Below are 24,920 nucleotides of genomic sequence, written 5' to 3'. Positions count from 1 at the left end.
GTCAGCCTAGCGACACCACCGGCAGGCCCAGCTGGTGGACGGACTCCGGCGTGGCGGTCTCCCCCGCACCGATGGCCACCACACCCGCGACGGGTACCCGCCCGGCGACCGCGGCCACGACGGCCCGGGCGTCCTCGGTCTTCCGACCGACGTCGACCACGACCCACACCTGGTCGGCGGCGAGTCCCTCGATCGTCGCCGCGTCGTCCCACGCGGAGACGCCCAGCAGCGCATGGCCGTTCCGCACGCCCTCGGCGCGCGCGAGGATCCCCGCCCGACGGTCGGCCGCGTCGGTCGGGCGCAGTGCGTACCGTCCGGCGAACACCCCCGCCGCCGCGTCGACGTCGGTGGCACGCCCGACGAGCAGCACGAGGTCGCCGTCGGCCGACCGCACGGCCGGGACCGGCAGCACCGGACGGACGGACGCCGGGGCGGACACCGCAGTGACCAGCGGGACGACGGGAGCCGGTCCCACGACCGGCAGGGGGCCTCCCGGCCGACCGTGGTCCTCGTCCGTGCCCGGTACGGCCGGCGACGGGCCGTCCTGGAGGCGCGGCACGGCCGGGTCGACCCGACCCACGTCCGTCCCGGGGCGGCCCGGGCGCGGGGCGCCCGCGGCGATCCCGTCGGCCGCGAAGCCGTCGAGCACCGAGGCGAACGCATCCGCCCGCGTCGACGCGGTGCCGTCGCCGGCGGCGATGCGGGCCTCGGCGGCCTCGGCGTCGGCGAGGAGCGCGGCGATCCCGATGCGGGTGGCCGGGCCGTCGGCGATCGCCACCCGGGCGGTCGGCGGGTCGAGCGGGTCCGGCACCTCGACGACGGCCTCGACGTGCGTGCGGCGGAAGAGCCCACCGATCCCGGGCGTGGACACGCGTTCGGCCGAGACGATCCGGGCGCCCGCACCGAACTCGGTGCGGAGGGCGTCGCGGACCGCCTCGAGCGTCGGGCCGCTACGCAGCGATCGGGTCGGCGGCACGGACCACTCCCACGGTCTCGATGGTGGAGCCCGCGGCGGTGGCCTCCTGGTAGGACAGCACGGGCAGGCCGTTCGCCTGCGCGGACACCATGCGGTGCACGGCCGGTCGGAGCTGCGGGGCGCAGACGAGCACGGCGGACAGGCCCTGCTCCTCGACGCTGCGCACGGCGTCGCGCAGGGACCCGAGGACCTGCTCGATGCGGTGGGCGTCGAGCACGATCTGGGTGCCCTGCTCGGACGGGCGGAGCCCCTCGAGCATCGACTGCTCGAGCAGCGGGTCGATCATGATGACGCGGAGCGTGCCGGCCTCGGCGTGGCGGGCGGGCAGGGCTGGGCCGAGGGCTGCGCGGGCGGCCTCGACCAGGCCCTCGGGGTCGGTCGACACCTTCGCGCGGAGCGTCAGCGCCTCGCAGATGCGGCCGAGGTCGTTTATCGGCACGCGCTCGGCGAGCAGGCCCTGGAGCACGCGCTGCACCTCGGCCAGGGACAGCATGCCGGGCACGAGCTCCTCGACCGCCGCGGGGTTCACCTGCTTGACACCCTCGGTGAGCACCTTGACGTCCTCGCGGGTGAGCAGCCGGGCCGCGTTGTCGCCGATCACGGCCTGCAGGTGCGTGACGAGCACGGAGACCCGGTCGATGACGGTCGCGCCGGTCATCTCGGCCGCGTGCCGGAGCTCGGCGGGGACCCACTTGCCGGCCAGACCGAACACCGGCTCGACCGTCGTGGTGCCCGGGAGCCCGTCGAGCTGGTCGCCGAGTGCGAGCACGCTGCGGGACGGGGCGGTCCCGCGACCGGCCTCGACCCCGGCGATGCGGATCGCGTAGGTCGACGGGGGCAGCTCGATGCTGTCCCGGGTGCGGACGGGCGGCACGACGATGCCCATGTCGACGGCGATCTTCCGACGGAGCGCGCGCACGCGACCGAGCAGGTCGTCGGACGACCCGGACACCATGTCGACCAGGTCCGGTGCGAGCAGGATCTCGAGGGCGTGGACACGCATCTGCTCGAGCAGGTCCTCGGGGCTGTCCGCCGAGGGGGCCGCGGCCTCGAGTGCCTGCTGCTGCTCGGCCGCTGCCGCCTGCTGCGCCGCCTGCCGCGAGAGCCGCCAGCCGGCGAACAGCAGCCCGGCGCCGATGAGCAGGAACGGCACGATGGGCATGCCGGGGATGAACCCCATCGCGATCGCAGCGACCCCGGCGATCACCAGCGCGTTCCGCGACTGCGTCAGCTGCGTCGTCGCCGACGCGCCGATCTCGGTCTCCGCACCCGACCGGGTCACGATCATGCCGGTCGACACGGCCATGAGCAGTGCGGGGATCTGCGAGACCAGGCCGTCGCCGATGGTCAGGATGCCGTACTTCGACAGCGCGTCGGTGACGGAGAGCCCGTTCTGCAGCATGCCGATCGCGACGCCACCGAGCATGTTGATGACGAGGATCAGGATGCCGGCGATCGCGTCGCCCTTGACGAACTTCGACGCGCCGTCCATCGCCCCGTAGAAGTCGGCCTCGGCGGAGACCGCCGCACGGCGTTCCTTCGCCTCGGCATCGGTGATGAGTCCGGCGTTCAGGTCGGCGTCGATCGCCATCTGCTTGCCGGGCATCGCGTCGAGGGTGAAGCGGGCGCCGACCTCGGCGACGCGCTCGGCACCCTTCGTCACGACGACGAACTGGATGACGACGAGGATGAGGAAGACGACGGCGCCGATGATGATCGAGCCGGACACCGCGACGTGCCCGAAGGCCTGGATGACGTCGCCCGCGAAGCCCTCGCCGAGCACCAGTCGCGTCGAGGCGACGTTGAGGCCGAGGCGGAACAGCGTCGCGACGAGGAGCAGCGACGGGAACACCGAGAAGTCGAGCGGCTTCTTCACGAACAGCGTCGTGAGCAGGATCACCAGCGCCAGCAGGATGTTCAGGATGATGAGCACGTCGAGCAGGAACGACGGCACCGGCAGGATCAGCAGCAGGACGATGCCGACGATGAAGACCGGGACGGCGAGCTTGGGCAGGTCCTTGCGGTTCATGCGGGTGCCCCTTCGGTGGTGGACGGACGAGTGCGGAGGCGCCGTGGTCGGGCGTCGCCGGTGAGCGTGGTGGGGTCGAGGACGGTCGCGACCTCGTCGGCCGTGGTCGGCGTCGGCGCGGCGTGCGTCCCGGCGGCGGCGCCGCGGGCCTTGAGCGCCATGACGAACGAGAGCACCCGGGCGACCGGCGTGTAGAGGTCGACCGGGACCTCCTGCCCGAGCTCGCACGCCGCGTGCAGCGCCCGGGTGAGCGGGACGTCGCGGACGATCGGCACGCGCGACTCCTCGGCGGTCGACCGGATGACGTCGGCGACCGGCCCGGCACCCTTCGCGACGACACGGGGTGCGGACTTCCCGGGCTCGTAGCGGAGCGCGACCGCGTAGTGCGTGGGGTTGGTCATGACGACGTCGGCGTCCCCGACCGCGGCGATCATCCGGTTCCGGCTCATCGCGAGCTGTCGGGACCGGCGCTGGCCCTTCACGAGCGGGTCGCCGTCGGTGCGCTTCGACTCGTCCTTGACCTCCTGCTTGGTCATCATCGTGCGCTTGCGGTTGCGGCGCACGACGACGAGCACGTCGACCGCGGCGAGCACCAGACCCGCGGCGACGGCGGCACGGAGCAGGGTCCCGGTGCCCTCCTCCGCCGCGTCGAGCACGGACGACAGCGGCAGCGAACCGCTCGTCATGAGGACGGGGACGAGCGACTGCACGGCGAACCACAGGACGAGCCCGACGACGGCGGTCTTCAGCAGTGCCTTCACGCCGTTCCAGAGCGCCTGGACGCCGAAGACCCGCTTGAACCCGGCGACCGGGTCGAAGTGGTCCGGCTGCGGGGCCATCCGCCGGAAGTGCACGCCGCCCTGCGCGACGGAGACCGCCGCGACGGCGACCGCGACGACGGCGAGCATCGGGCCGACGGTGCCGGCCACGGAGCCGAGCGCCTCGGACAGTGCCTGCCGGACCGCGGGGACGGTCGGGTCCGCGATGACGCGCTGCACGGCGTGGAGCTGCTGCTCCCCCGCACCCGCGGCGTTCCCGATCGCGGCGGGCATGACCAGCGCGGCCGTCGCGATGCCGACCCAGGCGCCGAGGTCCTGCGAGCGGCCGAGCTGCCCCTTGCGGTGCACCTCCTGCATCCGCTTCTGGGTGGCCTTCTCGGAGCGTTCGCCGCTCCCTCCGTCGGACACGTCGCCTCACCCCCGCCCGGTGATCGCGGCGACGGCGTCGCCGGTCAGGGACGACACGACGGCCGGCAGCGCCATGAAGAGCGCACCGGCGAACACGACGGTCAGCCCGATCTTGATCGGGAAGCCCATCTGGAACGCGTTGAGCGCCGGGGCGACGCGCGTGAGCAGCCCGAGGCCGACGTCGGCCAGGAACAGGACGACGACGAGCGGCCCCGCGATCTGCAGTGCGGCGAGGAACATCTGCCCGGCCGCCGCGACGAGCACCGAGGCGAAGCCGCCGACGGCGAAGGTGCCCGGCGAACCGTCGGCCGTGACGAGCGGCACCGCGTCGAACGACCGCACGAGCCCCGCGACGATGAGCTGGTACCCGCCGCTGGCGAAGAGCAGCGCGAGCGACGCCATCTGGAACAGCCGGGTGAACTGCGCGCCGTTGACCTGGGACTGCGGGTCGTACGCCTGGGCGAGGGTGAAGCCGCCGAACAGGTCGATGAGCCCGCCGGCGGACTGCACCGCGGCGAACACGAGGTACACGAGGAAGCCGAGGCCCAGCCCGACGACCAGCTGGGTGAGCAGGGCGAGCAGGAACCCACCGGTGTCGAGCGCGGTGTACCCGAGGCCGACCCGCGGTGCGACACCGATCGCCAGACCGAGCCCGAGGATCACCTTCACCGTGCCGGGGAACGCCTTGTAGGCGAACGGCGGCGCGATCACGAGGAAGGCGACGAGCCGGACCCCGGCGAGCATGGTGGCTTCGAGCCGGTCGGCGTCGATGGCGAGGTCCACGGCTACGTCCCGAGGAGCTTCGGGATCATGTCGAACGCGACGTGGGTGAACGCCACCATCTCGGCGATCATCCAGTTGCCGCAGACGACGAGCGCGATCGCGACGGCGACCGCCTTCGGCACGAACGAGAGCGTGACCTCCTGGATCTGCGTCACCGACTGGAAGAGCGAGATCGCGAAGCCGACCACGAGCGAGGTCACGAGCACGGGGGCCGCGAGCTTGCCGGCCACCAGGAGTGCCTGGAGGGTCAGGTCGATGACCGCCTGCTGGTTCATCAGCGCACCACCTGGTAGCTCTCGATGAGGGACGTGATGATGAGCCCCCAGCCGTCGACGAGGACGAACAGCAGGATCTTGAAGGGCAGCGAGATCATCACCGGCGGCAGCATCATCATGCCCATCGACATGAGCGCGGCGGAGACGACGAGGTCGATGACCAGGAACGGGATGAAGATGACGAAGCCGATGATGAAGGCGCTCCGCAGCTCCGAGATGACGAACGCCGGGATCACGGTCGTCATGGGCACGGCGTCGAGGTCCGTCGGGTTCGCCTGGCCGGCGGCGCGCGTGATGAGCGCGACGTCCTCCTCGCGCGTCTGGTGCAGCATGAACGTCCGCAGTGGCTTCGTGCCCACCTCGACCGCCTTCGCGAAGTCGATGTGGCCGGCGAGGTAGGGCTGCAGGGCGTCGTCGTTGATGTGCCCGAGCACCGGGGCCATCACGAACAGGGACAGGAAGAGCGCGAGCCCGGCGATGACCTGGTTCGGCGGGATCCCCTGCAGCCCGAGGGCGTTCCGGGTCATGGCGAGCACCACGAAGATCTTCGTGAACGACGTCATCATGAGCAGCAGGGCCGGTGCGACGCTGAGCAGCGTGATGCCGAGGAGCGTGACGATCGCCGAGGACGGCGCGCCGTCGGGCCCGTTCACGCTGACGCTGAAGTCACCGCTCGCGGGTGGGGTCGGGGCCGCCGGCGCGGTCGGCCCGGTGACGCCGACGGCGTGCGCGCCGGTGGTGGTCAGGAGGACGAGACCGGCGACCGTCGCCAGTCCCAGGACGACGAGGGTGGCGGTGCGGCCGGTCCGGAGCGCGGCCGTCACCCGGCCCGCCGGCCTCGGAGCGCGGCGGCGGCCTGCCGCCACGTGTCCGCGGAGAGCACGGAGCCCTGGAGCTGCTGCGCGGTCGGCACGACGGTCCGGGACGGACGACGCGCGGGACCGCGTGGACGCATCGGGAGCACGGGCGCGGCGTCGGCCGGGAGGCCCGTGGCGGCGTGGTCCTGTCGCTCGAGTTCCGCACGGAACGCGTCGGCGGACGGGGCCGCCACCGTGGTCGGCCCGGCGGAGGTCGGCTCGGCGGAGGTCGGCTCGGCGGACTCGGGTGCTGACACGACGGCGCGCGGGGCGGTCGGCAGTGCGACCGGCCCGGCGACGACGGTGAGCTCCGGCGCGGGGGTCGCACCACTCCGGAGCAGCGAGACGCTCTGCTCGGACACACCGAGCACGAGACGCTCCCCCTCGACGTCGACGACGACGACGCTCGCCTTGCCGCCGATGCCCTGGCGACCGACGACCTCGACCGCGGCGGAACGGCGGCTCCGGGCCTTCACCGCGGCTCCGAGACCGCCCTTCGTCGCACGGCGGTGCAGCACCCACATCAGCGCGAGCACGACGCTGAGCGACACGGCGACCCGGAGCGCCATCCAGAGGGTGTCCACGGGTCAGACCGCTTCGGCGACGTCGAGGATCCTGGTGATGCGGACGGCGTAGTCCTGGTCGACGACGACGACCTCGCCGTGGGCGATCAACCGGCCGTTGAGCAGCACGTCAGCGGGTGCTCCGGCGCTGCGGTCGAGCTCGACCACGGCGCCCGGCTCCATGCCGAGCACGTCGCGCACCGACATCCGGGTCCGACCGATCTCGACGGTCAGCGTCATCTCGACGTTGTTGATGCGACCGAGGTTCCCGGCGGGGACGGCGCCGGCGGCGAGCGGTGCCGAGACCGTGCCGTTCTCACGGACGCGCAGCGCGAACCAGCCGCCGGGGACCCCGCCCGCGGTGAGCTCGAAGACGACCGTCTCCGGGTCGGCGAACAGCGAGGCTGCCGACTCGCGACGGGCGTCACCGAGCACACCGACGCCGAGCACGGAGGCAGCGGCCTCGAGCGACGGGCGGAGCACGTCGGTGACGTCGACCAGGCCGGCGTCGGCGCCGCCCGCGGCGACGACCGCGCCGAGGTCGGTGAGGACCAGCGCGAGGTCCGCGGAGAGTCCGCCGACGAAGGACGCGACCACACCGTCGACGGCGGCCTCGAGGACGACCGGGGTCGCGCCTCCCGGCAGGGGCACGGCGGTCAGGGGTGCCGCCGTCGGGAGCTGCGCCGCGAGCGACTCGGCCGCGGTGGCGTGGAGGGTGGTGGTGGCGCTCATGCGTGCTGCTCCGGATCGGTGGTGGTGACGACGATGCCGGCCAGGCGCGAGCCGTTGGCGCCGACGGCGGCGGTGCCGACGGGTTCGCCGTCGACCGCGATGGTCAGGGGGCGGTGCTGCGGGTGCGGCAGCGGCAGGACGTCGCCGACGGCCAGCCGGAGCACCTGCGTGGGCAGCACGGCGGCGGGCGCGAAGTGCAGGCTGACGCCGACCGGGACGTTCGCGAGCTGGGCGTCGAGCAGGGCGCGGGCGTCGGCGGCCGAGACGCTCGTGGTGTCCTCGCCGAGTTGCGGCAGCACGGCCTCCGCCGGCAGGGCGAGCGTGCCGGGGGCGACGCGGTCGCCGACCCGGATCGAGAACGCGGCGACGATCATCAGGTCGCCCTTCTGCGCGGCCTGGGCGAACTGGCTGTTGAACTGGAAGCCACCGGTGGTGACCTCGTGCGCGAGGAGCCCGCCGAACGAGTAGCGGAGGTCGTCGAGGGCGTCCTCGACGATCTTCCGCACCAGCGCCTGCTCGATCGGCGTGAAGGTGCGCTCCGGTGTCGGCAGCGGCTTCGACGCGCCGAGCGCGTGCGACACCCACGTCAGGGCCGCGTCGAGCGGGACCTGCAGCACGCCCTTCGGCGCGGTGTCGGCGATCGGCAGCAGCACCATGCCGGTGAGGGCGGGCAGCGACGCGGCGTACTCGTCGTACGTCGTCATCGAGACCTGCTCGCAGGTCACCTGGCTGACGGCACGCACCTTCGCGGTGAGCTGCGTCCCCCACTGCCGCGCGAACGTCTCGAAGGCGAGCTCGAGCACCCGTGCGTGCTCGCGGGCGAGCGTCGACGGGCGCGCGAAGTCGTACACCTCGGGCGCGGGCAGGGTCTCGGTCACGGGTGCGTCTGTCGACCGGCGACGGGCAGGCGTCAGCGCTGTGCCCCGTTCTGGGGCGGCGGCGGACCCGGCGTCGGGGCGACCCGTGGCCGCTCGTCGGCGCTCGTCCTGCGGTCCGGTCCGCGCTGTGGTGCGGGCCCTGCCCGCCGGGGTCTACCCCTGTCGCGCTCCGTCCTGCGCCGTGGCGAGGGCGGGCATCAGCTCGCTGACGTCCTGGTCCTGGTTCGAGAGCACGACGATGTCGACCCGGCGGTTGAGGGTGTTGTCCGCGTCGCTCGCGCCCTTCGCGAGCGGGCGGCTCGACCCGAAGCCGACGCTCTGCACGTGGTCCGCCGGCATCCCGCCCCGTTCGACCAGGTCGCGGAGCACCCCGGTCGCGCGTGCGGCGCTGAGCTCCCAGTTCGTCGCGTACGGGGCGGTCGAGTTCCGCTGGTCGGCGTGGCCCTCGACGCTGACGTCGTGTCCGCTGGTCTTCAGGACCGGCGCGATCGCGTCCATGATGCGGCGGGCCTGGTCGGACAGGTCGGCGCTGTTCGTCGCGAAGTAGGTCTCGCTCCCGACGAGCCGGACCGTCAGGCCGCGGTCGTCGACGGCGAACTGCACCTTCGACGACTCCCCCGCCTGCTCGAGGTTGCCCTGGATGGCCGCCTCGATCGCCTTGAGGTCGTCGAGCTCCCGCTGGGCCGCCGCCAGGTCGGCCTTCGACGCGACCGGCGGCACCGCCGTCGACGCCGGGTCGACGTTCGTGTCGTCGGCGCCGGACGCGGCGGTCGAGTGGTCGGCGTCGGACTCGTCCGTCGCGTACCCCTTGCCGTCCTTCGTCACCTGGGACTTCGACACGATCGTGCCCGAGGCGGTGTCGACCTTGCCGGACTTCACCTCGCCGAACCCCGTCGCGAGCGAGTTCTTCAGCGCGATGTACTTCTCCTGGTCGACCGACGACATGGCGAAGAGCACGAGGAACATGCACATGAGCACCGTGATCATGTCCATGTACGACGCCATCCAGCGCTCGTCCGGGTGCTCGGCCTCGTCGTGGCCGCCCTTCTTCCGGCCGCGCCCGCGCCCGCGGGGGTTCGCGCTCACGGTCAGGCCGCCAGCTGCTGGTCGTCGGCGGTGGCCTTCGCGGTCTTCCCGTCCTTGCCGCCGGCACCGCGCGCTGCGGGCGGGACCATCGCGGTGAGGCGCTCACCGAGCAGTCGGGGTTGGCTGCCGGCCTGCACGGCGAGCAGGCCCTCCATCAGCAGGGTCTGCCGGTCGGCCTCGAGCTGCGCGAGCTTCCGGAGCTTGCCGCCGAAGGGCAGCCAGAGGAAGTTCGCGGTGAGCAGGCCCCAGAGCGTCGCGACGAACGCGCTCGCGATGAGCGGGCCGAGCTCGTCGGGCTTGCCGAGGTTCGCCAGCACGTGGGTCAGGGACACCACGGTGCCGATGATGCCGACGGTCGGGGCGAAGCCGCCCAGGCCCATGAAGAACGCACTGGCGCTCCGCATCGGTGCGGCGTTCGACTCGATCTCGTCCTCGAGCAGGATCCGGAGCTCGTCGCCGTCGGTGCCGTCCGCGATGTTCTGCAGGGCCTTCTTCATGAACGGGTCGTCGTGCTTGTCGGCCTCCTGCTCGAGCGCGAGCAGGCCGTTGGCGCGGGCCGTCTCGGCCAACCCGACCACGTCGTCGATGACCGTCTGCGGTGGGGTGACCTTGCCGGTGAACGCCTTCGGGACGGTCTTGAACGCGGCGAGGGCGTCCTTCATGGTGGTGCTCGCGACGCCGCAGCCGATGGTGGCGACGAAGACGAGGAGCATCGGCGCGGGCAGGAAGAGTCCCGCCATCTCGACGTGCTCCATCTGCGCCATCCCGAACAGGGCGCCGAAGGCGAGCAGGATGCCGACGATCGTTGCGATGTCCACGGTCAGCGCCCCCCGTCCTGGCTCCGGACGGCGTCGCGTCGTCCGTTGGTGACGAGCGGCGCGACGGGCGCGAGGACCGGCTGCGGTCCGGTCGCGTCCACCGCGGTGTCGGTGCCGTAGGCCATGCCGACGATCCGCGCGCGGTAGGCGGCGACGAGGCCGATGACGTCGGCCATGGACTCGCGCACGATGTACTTGGCGCCGTCGACCATGATGAGCGTCGTGTCCGGCGTCTCCTGGATGCGCTCCACGAGGTCGGGGTTGACAGCGAATGCGCTGCCGTTGAGTCGTGTGACGACGATCATGGCCCGTCCTGGTTCTCGATCGTCCCGCCGCCGTCCGTGGGGCGGGATGCAGACCCGTCCGTGGGTGTGCACCGGTCGTTATCGGCGACGGTCGCACCCCCGTTAGCCTGGCGTGGTGACCATCGTCGAGGACCTGCTCGCCGGGCCGCGGGGGCGGCGCCTCTGCTGGGAGGTCGTGCTCGGTACCGTCGGCGACCAGCCGGACGACGACACGCTCTTCTGGGCGTCCTACTGGACCTCCGTCCACCGCGGTGACGGCGTCTCGCTGTTCGGACCCGGAGCGTCCGAGCCGCGTCCGGCTCCGTCGGACGACGACGTGGTCACCGCCGTCGAGGCCCTGTTCGACGCTGCCGACCCCGCGTCGGCCACGCTCGACCAGGTGCTCGCGGCCCTCGGTCGCGTAGCGGAATCGGCGATGTGGTGGCAGGAGCCGGACGCCGAGGACGTCCTGCTCGGGACCGTCGTCCCGCGGTCGCTGCACGAGCGGATCGCCACGGCGGTGGCGGCTGCCCCAGGCGTGCAGGCGCTGTTCGCCACGGCCCCGGCTGCGGCTCCGGCTCCGGCTCCGCGACAGTGGACCGTCACCCCGGACACGTCCGGGTACGGCGGCGCCGTTCGCCGTGCCGCAGCGGTGCTCGCCGAGTGGCGGCGCGAGCTGCTGGACGAACGCTCCCACGGCCTGGGCGACCCGGTCACCGCGCCGATCAGCGGGACGTGGTGGACGACCCCTCCCGGCGGGCTCCTCGACACCACCACCGAACGCGACGGCCGCGGGCCACTCGGGTTGTGGGCGGTCGAGGACCACACCGGGTGGGAGCGCGCTGCGGTCGCCCCCGTTGCGGTCGATCCATCAGCGCGCATCGTGGTGGTCGACGACGCCGAGGACTGGGCCGCGCTCTGCCGTGCGGCACCGATCGACGTCACGGCCACGACCCGTCGCCACGACTGGTACCGGGCGACCGGTCGCGACGGCGCCTGGGTCGTGCCGGACTGGGCCGCGATCGCCGAGCGGTACGACGCAGTGCACCTGACCCTGCGGGGATGGCTTCGCGCCTCCGGTACCGCGATCCCGGTCGACGCGGACTCGGCCGACGGCACCGCGGACTCGGCCGACGGCACCGCGGACTCTGCCGACGGCACCCTGGACTCGGCAGAGGGCACCCTGCACTCGGCTGACGGCACCCCGGCGAGCGTCATCGCCGGGTGGACCCCCGACACGACGGTCTGGCTGCGCGACCCCCGACCCGCCCTCGGCCCCTCGACGATGTGGCGGTGGAGCGGCGAGGACCGCGGCTGGTTGCCGGCCTGAACTCTCATGGACGAGTTATTCCCGATCCGATCCTGGATGATCGCCGGGCGATGTCCCCTGTTTTATCTCATGAGCGTGTTACCGTGGCGACCATGTCCGACACCACCACCGTCGTCACGCCCGCCGAGCCGACCGGCACCGCGCCCGCCGCCGCTCCGCTGCGCGAGGTCGGCGCCCTCATCCGGGGCGCCCGCAAGGGCCGCAGCATGACCCAGACCCAGCTCGCCGAACGCGTCGGCACGAGCCAGAGCGCGATCAACCGCATCGAGCAGGGCGGACAGAACCTGTCGCTCGAGATGCTCACGCGCATCAGCGACGCGCTCGACCAGCAGATCGTCTCGATCGGCGGCGCCCCGCAGCGCGCCCACCTCCGGGTGCAGGGCGGTCGGAAGCTCAGCGGCTCCATCGCCGTGAACTCGAGCAAGAACGCCGCCGTCGCACTGCTCTGCGCGTCGCTGCTCAACCGCGGGGTCACCCGGCTGCACAAGGTGGCCCGCATCGTCGAGGTCGACCGCATCATCGACGTGCTCCGCAGCCTCGGGGCCACCGTCACGTGGTCGGAGGACGGCGAGGTCCTCGAGATCGTCGCCCCGTCGGACCTGCGACTGGACGCGATCGACGCCGACGCCGCCCGGCGCACCCGGAGCGTGCTCATGTTCCTCGGCCCGCTCAGCGGTCGCTACGGCTCGTTCCGTCTGCCCTACGCCGGCGGCTGCGACCTCGGCACCCGCACGGTCGAACCGCACCTCATCGCCCTGCGGCCGTTCGGCGTCGACGTCGAGGCGACCTCCGGCTGGTACGAGGTCGACGTGGCGAACACCGAGGTGCCGACGAAGTCGGTCGTGCTGACCGAGCGCGGTGACACCGTCACGGAGAACGCGATCCTCGCCGCGGCCGCCCGCGACGGCGTCACCACGATCCGCAACGCCAGCCCCAACTACATGGTGCAGGACCTCTGCTTCTTCCTCGAACTGCTCGGCGTGCAGGTCGAGGGCATCGGTTCGACGACGCTCCGCATCACCGGGAAGAGCCGTATCGACGAGGTCGTGGACTACTGGCCGAGCGAGGACCCGGTCGAGGCGATGAGCCTCCTGACCGCGGGGATCGTCACCGCGTCCACCCTCACGGTGACCCGAGCGCCGATCGAGTTCCTCGAGATCGAGCTCGCGACCCTCGCCGAGATGGGCCTGCGGTTCGACGTCAGCGAGGAGTACGCCGCCGCCAACGGTCGCACGCGCCTGGTCGACATCACGGTGCACCCGTCCGAGCTGCACGCGCCGATCGACAAGATCCACGCGATGCCGTTCCCGGGCCTCAACATCGACAACCTGCCGTTCTTCGTCGTCATCGCAGCGATGGCCGAGGGCACGACGCTCGTGCACGACTGGGTGTACGAGGGCCGGGCGATCCACCTGCTCGACCTCACCCGCCTCGGCGCGAGCGTCACCCTGCGCGACCCGCACCGCCTCGACGTGACCGGCCCGACGCACTTCTCCGGCGCCGAGGTCAGCTGCCCGCCCGCCCTGCGGCCCGCGGTCGTCATCCTGCTGGCGATGCTCGCCGCGAAGGGCGAGAGCGTCCTGCGCAACGTCGGCATCATCGCCCGCGGCTACGAGCAGCTGCAGGAGCGCCTCAACTCGCTCGGCGCGTCCATCGAGACGTTCCACGACTGACCCTCAGCACCGCCCGGGCGACCTCTCCGGTCACCGCACCCGACGGCCCGTCCCCGCAAGTGGGGACGGGCCGTCACCCGTTCCGGAGAACGCACCGGTGCCTCCGACGCGTCTGCCAGACGGGACGGATGCGCGATCCAGCCGACAGGTGCTGCATGGGGACATGGCCACGAGATCGCTCCTGACCGTCCCCCTCGTCCTCACCGTGGCGGCCGCCGCCGCCGCCGCGTGGGTCACCCTCGGCCCGGCAGCCGCCCTGGCCTTCGCCGCACTCGCCCTGCTCGAGATCGCGATGGCCGCGGACTCGTCGGTCCCGATGGCGGGCATCGCCGGTCGGCTGCACTCCCCCGCACGACGGCTCTTCCTGTCGCTCGGCATCGTCGCCGGAGTGCTCGCGATGCGCCTGCTCCTGCCACCCGCGGCCGTCGCCGTCGGCGGAGCGGCGGACCCCGCGTCCGCCGTCGACGAGGCCGTCTTCGCCCCCGGGTCCTTCTCGGCGCACCTCGCCGAGGTCCGTCCCGCACTGGCTGCCTTCGGCGCGGCCTTCATCTGGTTGGTCTTCGCCGAGTACCTGTTCAACACCGACCGCCTGTCACGGCGGTCCTGGCTGGGCGGTCTGGAGGCACGGCTCGCCCGGGTCGCGCGGCCGCGCGTCTGGTCCGTGGTCACCGCTGCGACCGGCGTGCTCGTCACGACCGTCCTGGTCGGACGCCACGACGCGTCGGCCCCTGACACGGTGCTGCCGGTCGCCGTCTGCGGCGCGGCCGGCGTCGGCGCGTACCTCGTGTCGAAGCGGATCGCCCGGTGGGCGCTGCGGGGCGTGGACGGCACGGACACCGGAGCGGTCGGAACGAGCGGCGCGTGGCGGGTCCACGCCTACGCCTCGACGGTGGTCTTCGAACGCGGGCTCGTCGTCTTCATGCTGTTCGAGATCCTCGACGGCGTGTACAGCCTGTCGGGGTCGGGCGTGCTCGGCGTGGACGGACTCGGTGCGCTCGAGCAGGCCGCACTCGCGGTCGCAGCCATCGCCGTCGGCGCGGTGTTCCTCGCCCGGACGACGTCGCGCCTGGACCAGGCGGCGACGCTCAAGCGCCTCCGGTACCTGAAGGCCGGGGCCGCGTACGTCCTCGGGGTCCTCGCGGTGCTGCTCTGGACGAGCCTGCTCGTGCCGGTCCCCGGGGTGGTCGTCGCCTGGTTCGGCACCGTCGTCATCGGTCTCGCGCTGGCCAGCTCGCTGCCGTGGCGGGCATGGGCGCGACGGTCCCGGCGGAGGACCCTGGCGGGCTGACGCGATCGCGGTCCGTGCCGCCCCTCACCGTTCAGGGGATCGGCACCGGCTCCCAGGAGACGAAGAGCTGCATCCGGAACGTCGGCGTCGTGTCCGACGGACGGAACCGCGAGCTGAGCGCCGCGGACATCCCGTCCGGCACGGGCACGTCGGTGCTCGCGCCCAGCCGCCCGCTCGTCTCCGTCCCGTCGATCGAGGGGACCGACTCGACCTTCTCCTGCAGCTCGTCCGCTCCGTTCGTCGGGAGGTCGGCCGACTCGAGCGCGTCCCGGTAGGCCGCGACCCCTGCGGCCGCACCGGAGGTCGTCGGTCCCTCGACCTGCAGGACGAACGACCGACCTGCCGGGGTGATGACCTCGCCGGAGGAGTCGGTGAGCCCGTCCGGGTAGTCGTCGACGGTGACGATCACCTCGCCGACCGGCAGGTCGACGACCCGGTCGCCCGGGAGGACGAAGCGTGCCGGTCGATCATCGGTGGAGCTGTAGGCGGCGACCGCGTTCCGGACCGGCGACTCGCCGTCGGTGTCGACGCCGAACGCCTCCACGCTCGGCGTGCCGGTGAGGTCCCAGACCTCCACGCCGTCCTCGAGGCGCATGGCGGTCGGGGTGGGGCCGTTGTGCTGCACGTCGGTCTCGCTTCGGTCGGGACGGGTGGAGGGGTCGGACTGGGCCCCCGGTGGCGGGCCGGCGCAGCCCGACAGCAGGGCGACGACCGCGGTGGCGACGACCGCTGCCGCGATCCCTGGGCGACGAGCGTTCAGTGCCATGCGAGCTCCGAGTCGTGGAGGTTGTCGAGGAGTTCCGGGATGCGGTTGTCGAGCCGACGTTGCCGGATCCGATCGGGGACCGACCCACCCACGAGTTCGCGGGCGCGGTCGGGGTCGTCCTGGACGAGCTGCTGCCACGCGGGCAGTGTGTCGCCCTCGATGTAGTCCCACCGGGTATCGAACTCCGAGATGTTCCCCTGGGGGATGTACCAGTGGTCCACCCAGCCCTGTGTGCCGGGGCTGAAGGGGTTCACGTCGACCGGTACGTCGATGCCGCCCTCGAACTGGCCGAGCGTCTTGGTTCCGGGGATGGACGCGTCGCCGACGATCCCCAACATCGTCGTGAGGGCCTCACCGGTCGGCTCGCGGTCGTGCATCTGCTGGTAGGCGCCCTGGATGGTGTCGCGCTGCTCGCGGAGCAGCAGGGTCTCGTTGCCCTGTGCGATGCGGTCCTGGTCCCCCGTGCGCCTGCCGGCGTCGATGTCCTGCCAGGCGGAGTACGTCTGCCGCTCCGACAGCGCGGCGTCGACCGGGTCGTCGTTCGCACCGCGGAGGAGCCCCGCGGCACGGAGCTCGTCGATGCTCGTCATGCCGCCGTCGAGGTAGGCCTCGTGCATCGTCGAAGCGTCCAGGAAGATGTCCTTCTGCATGCCGAGGAACGTGCGTTCGTAGAAGGCGATCTCGTCGTCGCCCATCCCGGCCAGCTGGTCGATGAGCGGTCGGACCGTCGGAGGTGCCAGCGGACGTGCCGTCTGGATGTGGTCGCGGAACGAGTGCAGGTCGAGGAAGCCCGCGGCGAAGTCCGGGCCGACCATGTTCGCCATGCCGGCCCACGTGAAGGCGGGATCGTCGAGGTACAGGCTCGCGTAGTACTCGTACGAGCCGGCGACCTGCGGCATCAGTGCGGGAGCTCCACGGTCCAGCTGCCACGTCGCCATGTCGATGCCGACCTTCTCGGCCGCACGGGTCACGTACATGCGTTGCAGCACGTCGGCGTACCGGGTCGGCGGCAGGTCGGCGGCGCGGGCCGCTCCGACGATCGCCGACAGCACCGTCGACGACGTCCCCCACGCGGGTGGATCCGCGACGAGCCGGTCGAGGACGTCCGGGTTCGCCGCCAGCCATGCCGCTCCGACCTCCGGATCCATGTGCGACAGGACCTCGAGGGGGTCGACACCCTCGGCGGAGAGGGCGGCGGCGACGACGAGGTCGAGGACCCGGTCGGTGAGGGTGCCGTTGCCCGCCTGCTCGAAGGCGCCAGCGACGTGCTCGATCCATCCTGCGTCCGCGTCGTTCTCGTCCACGAGGCGCCGAGCGCCGTCGACGAACCCCGGGCCGCCGGTCGGCACCCACGAACACGAGGCAACGAAGCGCGACCACGCGGTCCCGACCCGGTCCACCTCGGCGCGGAGCGCGGTGTCGGCCGCTCGGGCGTGCGTCACGAAGCTCCGGAGGTCGGTCGGGTCGGCGCTGCTCGTCGCGGATCCGGAGCCGGTCGAGGTCCTGATGCGCTGCGTGGGCGAGAACGCGACGGCGACCGTCGGGGGCTGCACGGGCGGCGCGGTCGGCCGCGGGTCGAAGAGCCCCTCCACCCCCGAGGCGATCCACTGCACCGCGTCGTCGTCCCGTCGTTCAGCGCGGTCCGCCTCACGCGCGTCCCAGGCCGCGACGTCGGCGAGCCGAGCGCGCTCCTCGGCGGCCAGCTGCGTGGCGAGCCGGACCTGCCGCGCCAGGTCGTCGAGCACCGACGCCAAGCGGGCTCGATCCTGGGCCTCGGTCGCGCACGCCTGTTGGAAGAGGCGTGCGTACGCGCCCCGGAACTCCTGCGACGCCGACTCTGCCGAGCTGCGTCTCCCTGCCCCCTGCTCAGCGAGGACCCGGTCTGCGTGTGATGCTGCCGTCACGAGTCCCTGCGCGGCGCCGTCGTCGAACTGTACCCCCATACAGGTGGAGCATAGCCGCCCTCCACCATCCGTGCCGGACCGATCGGGAAGGACGTGCAGCACGTCCGGCGTTGACTGACGCGTCGCAACGAATCCTGAGGAGACACGTGCTCGGTCCAGAACTGGTGGTGGCCCTCGGGCTCGCCATCGCCGTGACGGCTGCCGTCGCGGACCGCATCAGGATCGCGCCGCCCGTGCTCCTGCTCGTCATCGGCGCGCTGCTCGCCTTCGTCCCCACCTTCGGTCGGGTCGAACTGCCCGCCGAGGCCGTGCTGCTGCTGTTCCTCCCCGCACTGCTCTACTGGGAGAGCCTCACCACGTCGCTCCGGGAGATCCGCAAGAACCTGCGCGGCATCGTGTTGATGGGCACGCTGCTCGTCGTCGTGACCGCCGGCGTCGTGGCGACGCTCCTGCACCTGCTGGGCATGCCCTGGGGGCCGGCCTGGGTGCTCGGCGCAGCGGTCGCCCCGACCGACGCCACGGCCGTGGGTGTGCTCACGAAGATGCTGCCCCGCCGGAACGTCACGGTCCTCCGCGCGGAGAGCCTGGTGAACGACGGCACCACCCTGGTCGTGTACGGCATCGCGGTCGCCGTGACCGTCGGGACGCAGGAGCTCACGTTCTGGAACGTCTCCGGCATGCTCGTCCTGTCGTACGTCGGCGGGGTCGCGGCCGGACTCCTCGCCGCGTGGCTCGGCTCGCTCGTGCTCCGACGGGTCGACACGGTCGTGCTCGAGAACCTCGTCACGCTGCTCGTGCCGTTCGCGGCGTTCCTCGGCGCCGAGGCCGTCGGCGCGTCCGGGGTGCTCGCCGTCGTCGCCGCGGGCATCGTCGTGAGCCAGGTCGCTCCGAAGCTCGACCGGGCGGAGACCCGCCAGCAGGTCCGCGCCTTCTGGTCGTTCCTCACGTACCTGCTCAACGGTGCGCTGTTCGTGCTCGTCGGCATCGAGGCGATGGTCGCTGCCCGTGCCCTCGCCGCCCGTGAGCTGTGGAGCGGCGTCGGTCTCGTGCTCGCGGTCTCCGTCGTGCTCGTGCTCGTGCGGTTCGCCTTCGAGGGCACGATCGGAGGAACCGTCTGGCTCGTCACCCGGCGGTTCGGCGGCGAGCCGCGGGAGGGTCGACGCGACCGACTGGTGAGCGGCTTCGCCGGGTTCCGCGGTGCGGTCTCCCTGGCGATGGCGGTGGCGGTGCCGCGCACGCTCGAGTCCGGGGGCGCCTTCCCCGACCGCGACCTCATCGTGTTCGTCACCGCCGGCGTCGTCGTCGTGACCATCGTCGGCCAGGCACTCGTGCTCCCCGCCGTCCTGCGGCGCGCGGCGCTCCCCGAGGACGAGTCCGTCGGCGAGGAACGCCGCTACGCCGAGCGCACGGCGGTCGAGGAAGCGCTCGACGCGCTCCCCCGCCTGGCGCGCAGGGCAGGTGCCGACCGGGCGACGATCGACCGCGTCCGACGCGACCTGGAGGCCCACCTCGACATGATCCAGGCTCGGGAGGAGGACGACGAGGACCACCCGACGCTGCAGCGGCACGACGCGACGGTCGCGCTCGAGCTCGCCCTGGTCCGGCACAAGGCCGCCACCCTGCTGCGGCTGCGGGACGACGACGAGATCGACGACCTGGTGCTCCGGCAGGTGCGCGCGGGCTACGACGCCGAGGAGGCGCGGCTCGAGGGATCGACGCCGAGCTGAGCCCGCCCCGTGGGCGGTTGCTCGAGCGGCCCCGCCACGGGCACAGCGCCCGGCCCGAGCGCTGACGACACCCAGGGAGCCGCACCGGGCGTCGCCCAGACGAGGCCGTCGGCAGTGAAGGCGAGCACGTCGACGTCCCCGTCGGCGGTCAGTCGCCGGAGGTCGTCCTCGTCCCCGGCGACGACGGCCGTCGCGAGGACGTCCGCCGTCAGGACGTCGTCGGCGACGACGGTCGCCTGCACGAACACGGGCGCGCTCCGCCGCCAGATGTGCTCCCCGCGCTCCGCGGTTCCCGAGGTCGCGACCGCACGTCGGCTGCCGCCGAGCCGCACGACCCCGACGACGGTGTCCCGACGTCCGGGATCGACGACACCGACCGACCACGGCTCGTCGGGTCGGTGGGTGCCGCGGACGAGTACGTCGCCGCCGGCGCTGAGCATCCAGGCGTCCGTGCCGGTGTCGAGGACCTCCCCGGCGTCACGGATCGCGAGTGCTTTGACGACGCCGGACAGGTCGATCACCCCGTCCGGGCGGTGGGGCGTGAAGGCACCACCGGTCCGGTCCCGCCACGACAGGGCGAGCGCGTAGACGTCCCGGACCGCGGTCGGCGCATCGGACAGCCGGAGCGACCCGGCGGCGATGCGGCTCAGCACCGAAGCGGGGTCCCAGAGGCTGTAGCGGTGGTCGTACCCGGCGAACACGGCGCGGACCGCGGACGCGGCCTCCGGAGTGGCACCGCGGAGGCTCACGACGGTCCCCATCGTCTCGAACGTCAGGACGCTCACAGGCCGGCCTGGTCGATCGCGGACTGCAACGACGTGGTGTAGCCCCCGCTCGTGAACGTCGCGCCGCTCACCGCCTGGATCTGCGCCGACTGGGTCTGCAGGGCCTCCTGCCGGAGGATCGGGGCGGCCTGCTGGCTGATCGCGACGGAGCGGCCGTCCCGGTCGGTCAGGTGCAGGGGGGTCACGTCGGTGATCTTCCCGTCGGCGACGGTGATCTGCACCTGGACCTCGCCGTACTGCGTCTGCGCCGCGGCACCGGTGAAGGTCCCGGAGTCGGACGCGCCGGACGAGCCGGATGCAGACGAGCCGGACGCCGACGAGCCGGTGCCGGACGGTCCCGGCGACGCCGACGAGCCGGAGGTCCCGCCCGAGCCGGCGCTGCCGGACGACCCGCTCCCCGACGTCGTGCCCTGCGCCGGTGTCGTCACGGCCGGCTGTCCGCCGAGCTGCCACCCGATGGCGAGCACCGCCACCGAGGACAGGACGCCGCCGACGACCACCCGGGCCCTCACGACCCGAACCGTTCCTGGTGGATCTGGTGCTCCGGGACGCCGGCGAGCCGGGCCTCCCGCACCACCAGGTCGGACCACGCCTGCGGCCCGCAGACGTAGAGGTCGGACTCGAGCAACCGCGGGAACACCGACCGCAGGCTGACCCCACGACGGAGGTCGTCCTCCGTCATCCAGCTCTCCTGCGACCTCGCGCGGTGCCCGACCACGGCGAAGAGGGTGCTCCCGGTCGCCGCAGCGAGCTCCGCGGTCTCCTGCCACAGGTACTGCTGCTCGGCGTCGGTCCCCCGCAGGAGCACCGTGGCCTCGCCGGGACGCAGGTCGGTGTCCTCGAGCAGCGCGCGGACCGGCGTGATCCCGATGCCCGATGCGACGAGGGCGAGGTACGGGGCCGTGCGGGCCCGGGTCGTGAACAGGCCGTAGGGGCCCTCGAGGGACACCGCGGTACCCGGCCGGATCCGCCCGAGGCGCGCGGACCCCGCTCCGAGGTCGCGCACGGTGATCCGGGCACGCTCTCGTCCGGGCACGGCCGAGAACGACACCGGGTGGGCGTGCCACCAGGTCCGCGCGGACCAGAACCGCCAGACGCCGTACTGGCCGCCGCGGGCACCCAGCCGGTCGAGGTCGCGGCCCGCCAGGTGGATCGACACGACTCCGGGAGCGATCGGCTCCACCGCCACCACCCGGATGCGGTGCCGCAGGCTCACGACCACCGGTCGGACGAAGCGGTGGACGACGACGAGACCGAGCGCGACGGCGTACGCGGCGATCCAGTACACCCGCTGCCAGGTGCCCTGCCCGAGCACGCTGCCGACGCTGAGCATGTGCGGCAACGCGACGAGGACGGCGGCGTAGCTGAGCAGGTGGACGACGTGCCACGCCTCGTACGGCAGTCGACGCCGGACCGCGACGAGGGACGACACCACGACCGCGACGAACAGCCCCAGGGCGAGGTACGCGAGCGGCATGTCCGGCGTGGAGAAGAGCGAGACGGTCTCGGCGATCGGGCCGGTACCCGACGACGCGCCGTAGCCCAGCGTCAGCAGCACGCCGTGTGCCAGCAGCAGGTACAGCACGGGCTCGCCGAGCGACCGGTGCACCGCGATCGCCTTGTCCTGGCCGAACACGCGGTCGATCAGCGGCACGCGCGCGGCGAGCACGAGCATCACGAGCACCAGGTCGGTCGCGACCAGACCGGCGACGATCCCGGTGTCGGTGAGCACGCCGCCGACGCCCGAGACCGAGTGCGATCCCGGCGAGGCCAGCCAGAGCGCGACGGCGACGGCGGCGGACGCCCACGCGAGGACACCGAGCAGGTCGGTGACCGCAGCACGGCCGCGACCGGATCGGCGACGGCGCCGGGCGGCGACCTCGAGGGGCTCCGCGGGCGGTGCCGGGAAGTGCCGCGGCGGAGCCGCCGCGGCACGTCGGGTGGGGCGAGCGGTGTCGATCATCGTCTCGTTCCTCTCCAGCAGGTGATCGGGTGACGTTCAGCATCGACACCGGTCCCATGAAGCAGCCCGGAACGACGGCCCTGCTTCGTTCGAGACCTCGAACGAAGCAGGGCCGTCCCCGGGCCTCAGCGCGCGGGCAGTCGCACCACCGCGACGGCGCCGCCGCCGGGTGCGTTCGCAAGCGTGGCCTCCCCGCCCGCCCGCTCGGCGAGCCCTCGGACGAGCGCCAGGCCCAGTCCGCTGCCACCGAGGACGGCCCGCCGTGCGTCGTCGGCACGGGTGAAGCGGTCGAACGCACGCGGGAGGAAGTCCTCCGGCACACCGGGACCGTCGTCACGGACGACCAGCTGCAGTGCGCGGTCCTCCTGCCGGACCAACGTGATGCCGACCTCGACGTCCGGAGCGCCCGCGGCGATCGCGTTCGCGACGAGGTTGTCGACGACCCGTCCGAACGCCGCGGGGGTGATGCCGTACCGTTCGGCACCGTCGGGCACGTCCACGGTGAAGTCGACCCCGCTGGTCCCCCCGAGCGCCCGAGCCCGGTCGACACTGCCCATCAGCTCCGTCACGAGCTCCGCTGCGGTGGTCGACGGCGTGGCCTGCGTCTCGTCGAGCCGGCTCAGCTCGAGCATGGTGTCGGCGAGTGCGGTGAGACGCGCGGCGTCGGACTCGGCGGCCGCCAGCTCCCGCTCGAGCGCGGCGGCGTCACCGGACGACCGGTGCGCGAGCTCGAGTCGTGCCGTCAGTGCCGCGAGCGGCGTCCGGAGTTCGTGGCTGGCGTCGGACACCATCCGTCGTTCGCGGACCGCGTTCTCGCGTTGCCGGTCGATGAAGGCGTTGAGGGTCCTCGCGAGGTCGGCGAGCTCGTCCTCCGACGGGCCGACGGGCAGGTGCCCGGTCGCGTCCCCGCCGCTGAGCGCCTCGGCGGTCCGACGCATCCGCGCGACGGGTCGGAGCGCGACGGTCGAGAGCAGCCAGGCGGCGAGGCCCGATGCGACGAGCGCGAGCAGGGTCCCCACGACGAGCGAGCGGTCGACGCGTTCGACCGTCTCGTGCCCGGCACGGCCGTCCTGCGCAGCCCACACGACGAACCGTCCGTCGGCGCTCGCGACCGGTGTGCCGACGAGCGTCGCGCTGCGGTGCCCGTCGCCGAGCCGGAGCGTCGTGGTCGATCGTGGGACGCCGTCCGGGAGCGACCGGCGGAGGTCGTCCGGCAGCGTGTCGACGATCCACTCGCCGGTCGAGGAGCGGATCCCCACGAGGACGCCGTCGGCCGGTCGGTCGGGCGCCTCACCCGGGTTGTCCCGGAGGTCGGCGACGAACGGCGCCGCGTCGCCGACGGCGAGGGACCGGTCGGTCTCCAGCGTGGCCTGCCGCACCTCGGCGTGCAGCACGAGCGCGACCAGGGAGAGCACGACCGCGCCGACGAGCACGCTCCCGATCGTGATGCGCGCGCGGACGGACAGCCGCCGCATGAGCCTCACGGACGGGACACGACGTCGAGCGCGTAGCCGACGCCCCGCACGGTCCGGATGGCCACGTCGGCGCCCGAGGCGTGCAGCTTCTTCCGCACGTAGCTGACGTACTGGTCGACGATCGTGGGGTCGAAGTGCTCGGCGCTCCCCCACACCTCACGCAGCACCTCCGCCCGGGACCGGGTCTCCGGCGCCCCCTGCACCAGGTACCGCAACAGCGAGAACTCCTTCACGCTGAGGGGCAGGTCCCGGCCCGCCACGGTCGCCCGGACGGTCACGGTGTCGAGTCGGACGGCGCCGGCCTGCACGACGGTCACGGCACCGGCGGACCTGCGGCGGAGCTGCGCCCGGATCCGGGCGTTGAGCTCGGCGATCGCGAAGGGCTTCGTGAGGTAGTCGTCCGCGCCGGCGTCGAGCCCGAAGACCCGGTCGTCGACGGCATCCCGCGCGGTGACGAGGATCACCGGGAAGTCCTGGCCCGTCTCGCGCAACCGACGACACACCTCGAACCCGGTCATCTCGGGGAGCATGACGTCGATCGCCGCCGCGTCGAACGACCGCGCGGCCGCAGCCACGAGCGCGGCGACGCCGTCGGTGACCACCGTGACCGCGTGCCCCTCGCCGACCAGTCCACGCTCGACGAGCGCGCCCATCGCCGGGTCGTCCTCGACCACCAGGATCTCCGCCACGTGCACCTCCGTTGCGACGATCATGCACGACGGACGCCGTCAGGAGGTCGGGACCTGCCCTGCCCGGAGCATCGCGCGCTCGAGCAGTTCGAGGTCGATGCCGACGTGCCGACGTGCGAGCACCCCCGCGTCGACCGACCGCCCGGCGCAGACGGCGTCGACGAGCCCCTCGTGCTCGAGCAGGGCACGGTGCTCCATCTCGGCCATGCCCTCGGCGGTGCCCCAGAGGTGTGCGGGCGCCGCGATCGACACCTGCGACTCGAGGTCGGCGAGCGCCGCTGCGAGCACGGCGTTGCCGGCGGCGTCGATGATCGCTCGGTGCAGCACCGCGTCCGCCTGCTGCTTCTCGAGCCCGGACGCGGCGGCGCGGAAGTCCTCGAGCCGGGTGCGCAGCGTCGTCCGGCCGTCGTCGGTGATCCGCTCGGCCGCTGCGGTGGCGAGTGCGCCGTGCAGCAGGGCGATCGCGTCGGTGGTGTCGCGGATGCCTGCCCAGCGGGCGAGCAGGGTCCGGGCGACGGCGTCGGAGGACGAGTCCGGCCACTGCGAACGGACGAAGGTCCCGCCGCCCCGTCCTCGACGTGTCTCGAGCAGGCCGCGGTCGACCAGTCGCGCGAGGGCCGCGCGGACGGTCACGCGTCCGACACCGAGGAGCACGGCGAGCTCACGCTCGGGCGGCAGCCGGGAGGCGGGCAGGTACTCCCCGACGGCCACGGCGGTGACGAGCCGGTCCTCGACCTCGTCGACACGGGTCTCCGTCGCGCGATCTGGCACTCGGCCCCCTCCTTGCGTTTCGTCCACGTTAAAGGACGAGAAAAGGTATTGCAGAGAACCTTTGCCCGGTCCATGCTGTGC

Annotated in this window: 24 protein-coding genes; 4 read left to right on the top strand and 20 right to left on the bottom strand. The window is 72.9% G+C overall.

The annotated features are described in order from the left end of the window. Window position 1: 1 nt before the first annotated feature. From ACH0A8_RS11090 to ACH0A8_RS11035, 12 genes are all read right to left on the bottom strand, one after another. Entirely contained in the window at window positions 2-976 is a 975-nt protein-coding gene (locus ACH0A8_RS11090; protein ID WP_251160245.1) for a hypothetical protein, read from the bottom strand. Beyond that, window positions 951-3,005, bottom strand: a complete 2,055-nt coding sequence (locus ACH0A8_RS11085; RefSeq protein ID WP_066654198.1) for a flagellar biosynthesis protein FlhA — start codon at window positions 3,003-3,005, stop codon at window positions 951-953. The genes ACH0A8_RS11090 and ACH0A8_RS11085 overlap by 26 nt, the downstream gene beginning before the upstream one ends. Next, window positions 3,002-4,192 (bottom strand): flagellar biosynthesis protein FlhB, encoded by a 1,191-nt coding sequence (locus ACH0A8_RS11080; protein WP_066654196.1) that lies wholly within the window; start codon window positions 4,190-4,192, stop codon window positions 3,002-3,004. Before ACH0A8_RS11080 ends, ACH0A8_RS11085 begins: the two co-directional genes overlap by 4 nt. 6 nt (window positions 4,193-4,198) lie before the next feature. After that, on the bottom strand, window positions 4,199-4,975 hold the full coding sequence (locus ACH0A8_RS11075; protein WP_251155454.1) for a flagellar biosynthetic protein FliR: 777 nt from the start codon (window positions 4,973-4,975) through the stop codon (window positions 4,199-4,201). A 2-nt stretch (window positions 4,976-4,977) separates the two neighbouring features. Further along, window positions 4,978-5,250, bottom strand: a complete 273-nt coding sequence (locus tag ACH0A8_RS11070) for a flagellar biosynthetic protein FliQ (protein ID WP_066654192.1) — start codon at window positions 5,248-5,250, stop codon at window positions 4,978-4,980. Next, window positions 5,250-6,074, bottom strand: a complete 825-nt coding sequence (gene fliP / locus ACH0A8_RS11065; protein WP_251160246.1) for a flagellar type III secretion system pore protein FliP — start codon at window positions 6,072-6,074, stop codon at window positions 5,250-5,252. Before fliP ends, ACH0A8_RS11070 begins: the two co-directional genes overlap by 1 nt. Further along, on the bottom strand, window positions 6,071-6,691 hold the full coding sequence (locus ACH0A8_RS11060; RefSeq protein ID WP_406907203.1) for a flagellar biosynthetic protein FliO: 621 nt from the start codon (window positions 6,689-6,691) through the stop codon (window positions 6,071-6,073). Before ACH0A8_RS11060 ends, fliP begins: the two co-directional genes overlap by 4 nt. 3 nt (window positions 6,692-6,694) lie before the next feature. Then, window positions 6,695-7,402 carry a flagellar motor switch protein FliN gene (gene fliN / locus ACH0A8_RS11055; RefSeq protein ID WP_066654190.1) on the bottom strand — a complete coding sequence of 236 codons (708 nt, stop codon included), beginning with the start codon at window positions 7,400-7,402 and terminating at the stop codon, window positions 6,695-6,697. Continuing rightward, window positions 7,399-8,280: a flagellar motor switch protein FliM gene (locus ACH0A8_RS11050; protein ID WP_251155453.1), complete on the bottom strand. Its 882-nt coding sequence runs from the start codon at window positions 8,278-8,280 to the stop codon at window positions 7,399-7,401. The genes fliN and ACH0A8_RS11050 overlap by 4 nt, the downstream gene beginning before the upstream one ends. 153 nt (window positions 8,281-8,433) lie before the next feature. Further along, window positions 8,434-9,366 carry a flagellar motor protein MotB gene (locus ACH0A8_RS11045; RefSeq protein WP_406907202.1) on the bottom strand — a complete coding sequence of 311 codons (933 nt, stop codon included), beginning with the start codon at window positions 9,364-9,366 and terminating at the stop codon, window positions 8,434-8,436. Between the two features lie 2 nt (window positions 9,367-9,368). Beyond that, a complete protein-coding gene (locus tag ACH0A8_RS11040) occupies window positions 9,369-10,184 on the bottom strand; it encodes a motility protein A (RefSeq protein ID WP_066654185.1) in 816 nt (271 codons plus the stop codon). A 2-nt stretch (window positions 10,185-10,186) separates the two neighbouring features. Beyond that, window positions 10,187-10,489, bottom strand: coding sequence for a flagellar FlbD family protein (locus ACH0A8_RS11035; protein WP_066654183.1), 303 nt, complete (start codon window positions 10,487-10,489; stop codon window positions 10,187-10,189). Window positions 10,490-10,604: 115 nt separating this feature from the next. Between ACH0A8_RS11035 and ACH0A8_RS11030 the strand changes: the two genes are divergently transcribed. From ACH0A8_RS11030 to ACH0A8_RS11020, 3 genes are all read left to right on the top strand, one after another. Next, a complete protein-coding gene (locus ACH0A8_RS11030) occupies window positions 10,605-11,798 on the top strand; it encodes a hypothetical protein (RefSeq protein WP_209682711.1) in 1,194 nt (397 codons plus the stop codon). 92 nt (window positions 11,799-11,890) lie between these two features. Beyond that, a complete protein-coding gene (locus tag ACH0A8_RS11025; protein ID WP_209682713.1) occupies window positions 11,891-13,471 on the top strand; it encodes a UDP-N-acetylglucosamine 1-carboxyvinyltransferase in 1,581 nt (526 codons plus the stop codon). A gap of 163 nt (window positions 13,472-13,634) precedes the next feature. Beyond that, a complete protein-coding gene (locus tag ACH0A8_RS11020; protein WP_209682714.1) occupies window positions 13,635-14,759 on the top strand; it encodes a DUF475 domain-containing protein in 1,125 nt (374 codons plus the stop codon). Window positions 14,760-14,790: 31 nt separating this feature from the next. On the opposite strand, the gene ACH0A8_RS11015 is transcribed toward ACH0A8_RS11020, so the two are convergent. Both ACH0A8_RS11015 and ACH0A8_RS11010 read right to left on the bottom strand, forming a co-directional pair. Then, complete coding sequence (locus ACH0A8_RS11015; RefSeq protein WP_066654178.1) at window positions 14,791-15,525, bottom strand: hypothetical protein; 735 nt, start codon at window positions 15,523-15,525, stop codon at window positions 14,791-14,793. Further along, window positions 15,516-17,468, bottom strand: a complete 1,953-nt coding sequence (locus ACH0A8_RS11010) for a hypothetical protein (protein WP_406907201.1) — start codon at window positions 17,466-17,468, stop codon at window positions 15,516-15,518. The genes ACH0A8_RS11015 and ACH0A8_RS11010 overlap by 10 nt, the downstream gene beginning before the upstream one ends. Before the next feature lie 107 nt (window positions 17,469-17,575). Here ACH0A8_RS11010 and ACH0A8_RS11005 point away from each other — a divergent pair, with 107 nt between their 5' ends. Then, the gene (locus ACH0A8_RS11005; RefSeq protein WP_271826157.1) at window positions 17,576-19,156 is read left to right on the top strand and encodes a Na+/H+ antiporter; all 1,581 of its coding nucleotides are present in this window, start codon (window positions 17,576-17,578) and stop codon (window positions 19,154-19,156) included. On the opposite strand, the gene ACH0A8_RS11000 is transcribed toward ACH0A8_RS11005, so the two are convergent. The 6 genes from ACH0A8_RS11000 to ACH0A8_RS10975 form a co-directional block, all read right to left on the bottom strand. After that, window positions 19,111-19,941 (bottom strand): FAD:protein FMN transferase, encoded by an 831-nt coding sequence (locus tag ACH0A8_RS11000; protein WP_251160253.1) that lies wholly within the window; start codon window positions 19,939-19,941, stop codon window positions 19,111-19,113. The genes ACH0A8_RS11005 and ACH0A8_RS11000 overlap by 46 nt on opposite strands. Next, window positions 19,938-20,453, bottom strand: a complete 516-nt coding sequence (locus ACH0A8_RS10995; RefSeq protein ID WP_209682717.1) for an FMN-binding protein — start codon at window positions 20,451-20,453, stop codon at window positions 19,938-19,940. Before ACH0A8_RS10995 ends, ACH0A8_RS11000 begins: the two co-directional genes overlap by 4 nt. Then, window positions 20,450-21,904: a ferric reductase-like transmembrane domain-containing protein gene (locus ACH0A8_RS10990; RefSeq protein WP_209682719.1), complete on the bottom strand. Its 1,455-nt coding sequence runs from the start codon at window positions 21,902-21,904 to the stop codon at window positions 20,450-20,452. Before ACH0A8_RS10990 ends, ACH0A8_RS10995 begins: the two co-directional genes overlap by 4 nt. A gap of 125 nt (window positions 21,905-22,029) precedes the next feature. Continuing rightward, window positions 22,030-23,379, bottom strand: coding sequence for a HAMP domain-containing sensor histidine kinase (locus ACH0A8_RS10985; protein WP_245171351.1), 1,350 nt, complete (start codon window positions 23,377-23,379; stop codon window positions 22,030-22,032). A gap of 5 nt (window positions 23,380-23,384) precedes the next feature. After that, window positions 23,385-24,092, bottom strand: coding sequence for a response regulator transcription factor (locus ACH0A8_RS10980; RefSeq protein ID WP_066654164.1), 708 nt, complete (start codon window positions 24,090-24,092; stop codon window positions 23,385-23,387). Between the two features lie 15 nt (window positions 24,093-24,107). Beyond that, window positions 24,108-24,839: a FadR/GntR family transcriptional regulator gene (locus ACH0A8_RS10975; protein WP_251155446.1), complete on the bottom strand. Its 732-nt coding sequence runs from the start codon at window positions 24,837-24,839 to the stop codon at window positions 24,108-24,110. Window positions 24,840-24,920 lie beyond the last annotated feature (81 nt).

Source organism: Curtobacterium sp. 179-B 9B NHS (assembly GCF_045370965.1).
In the GTDB taxonomy this organism is placed as follows: Bacteria; Actinomycetota; Actinomycetes; order Actinomycetales; family Microbacteriaceae; genus Curtobacterium.
This window is presented reverse-complemented; position numbering and strand designations above follow the sequence as displayed.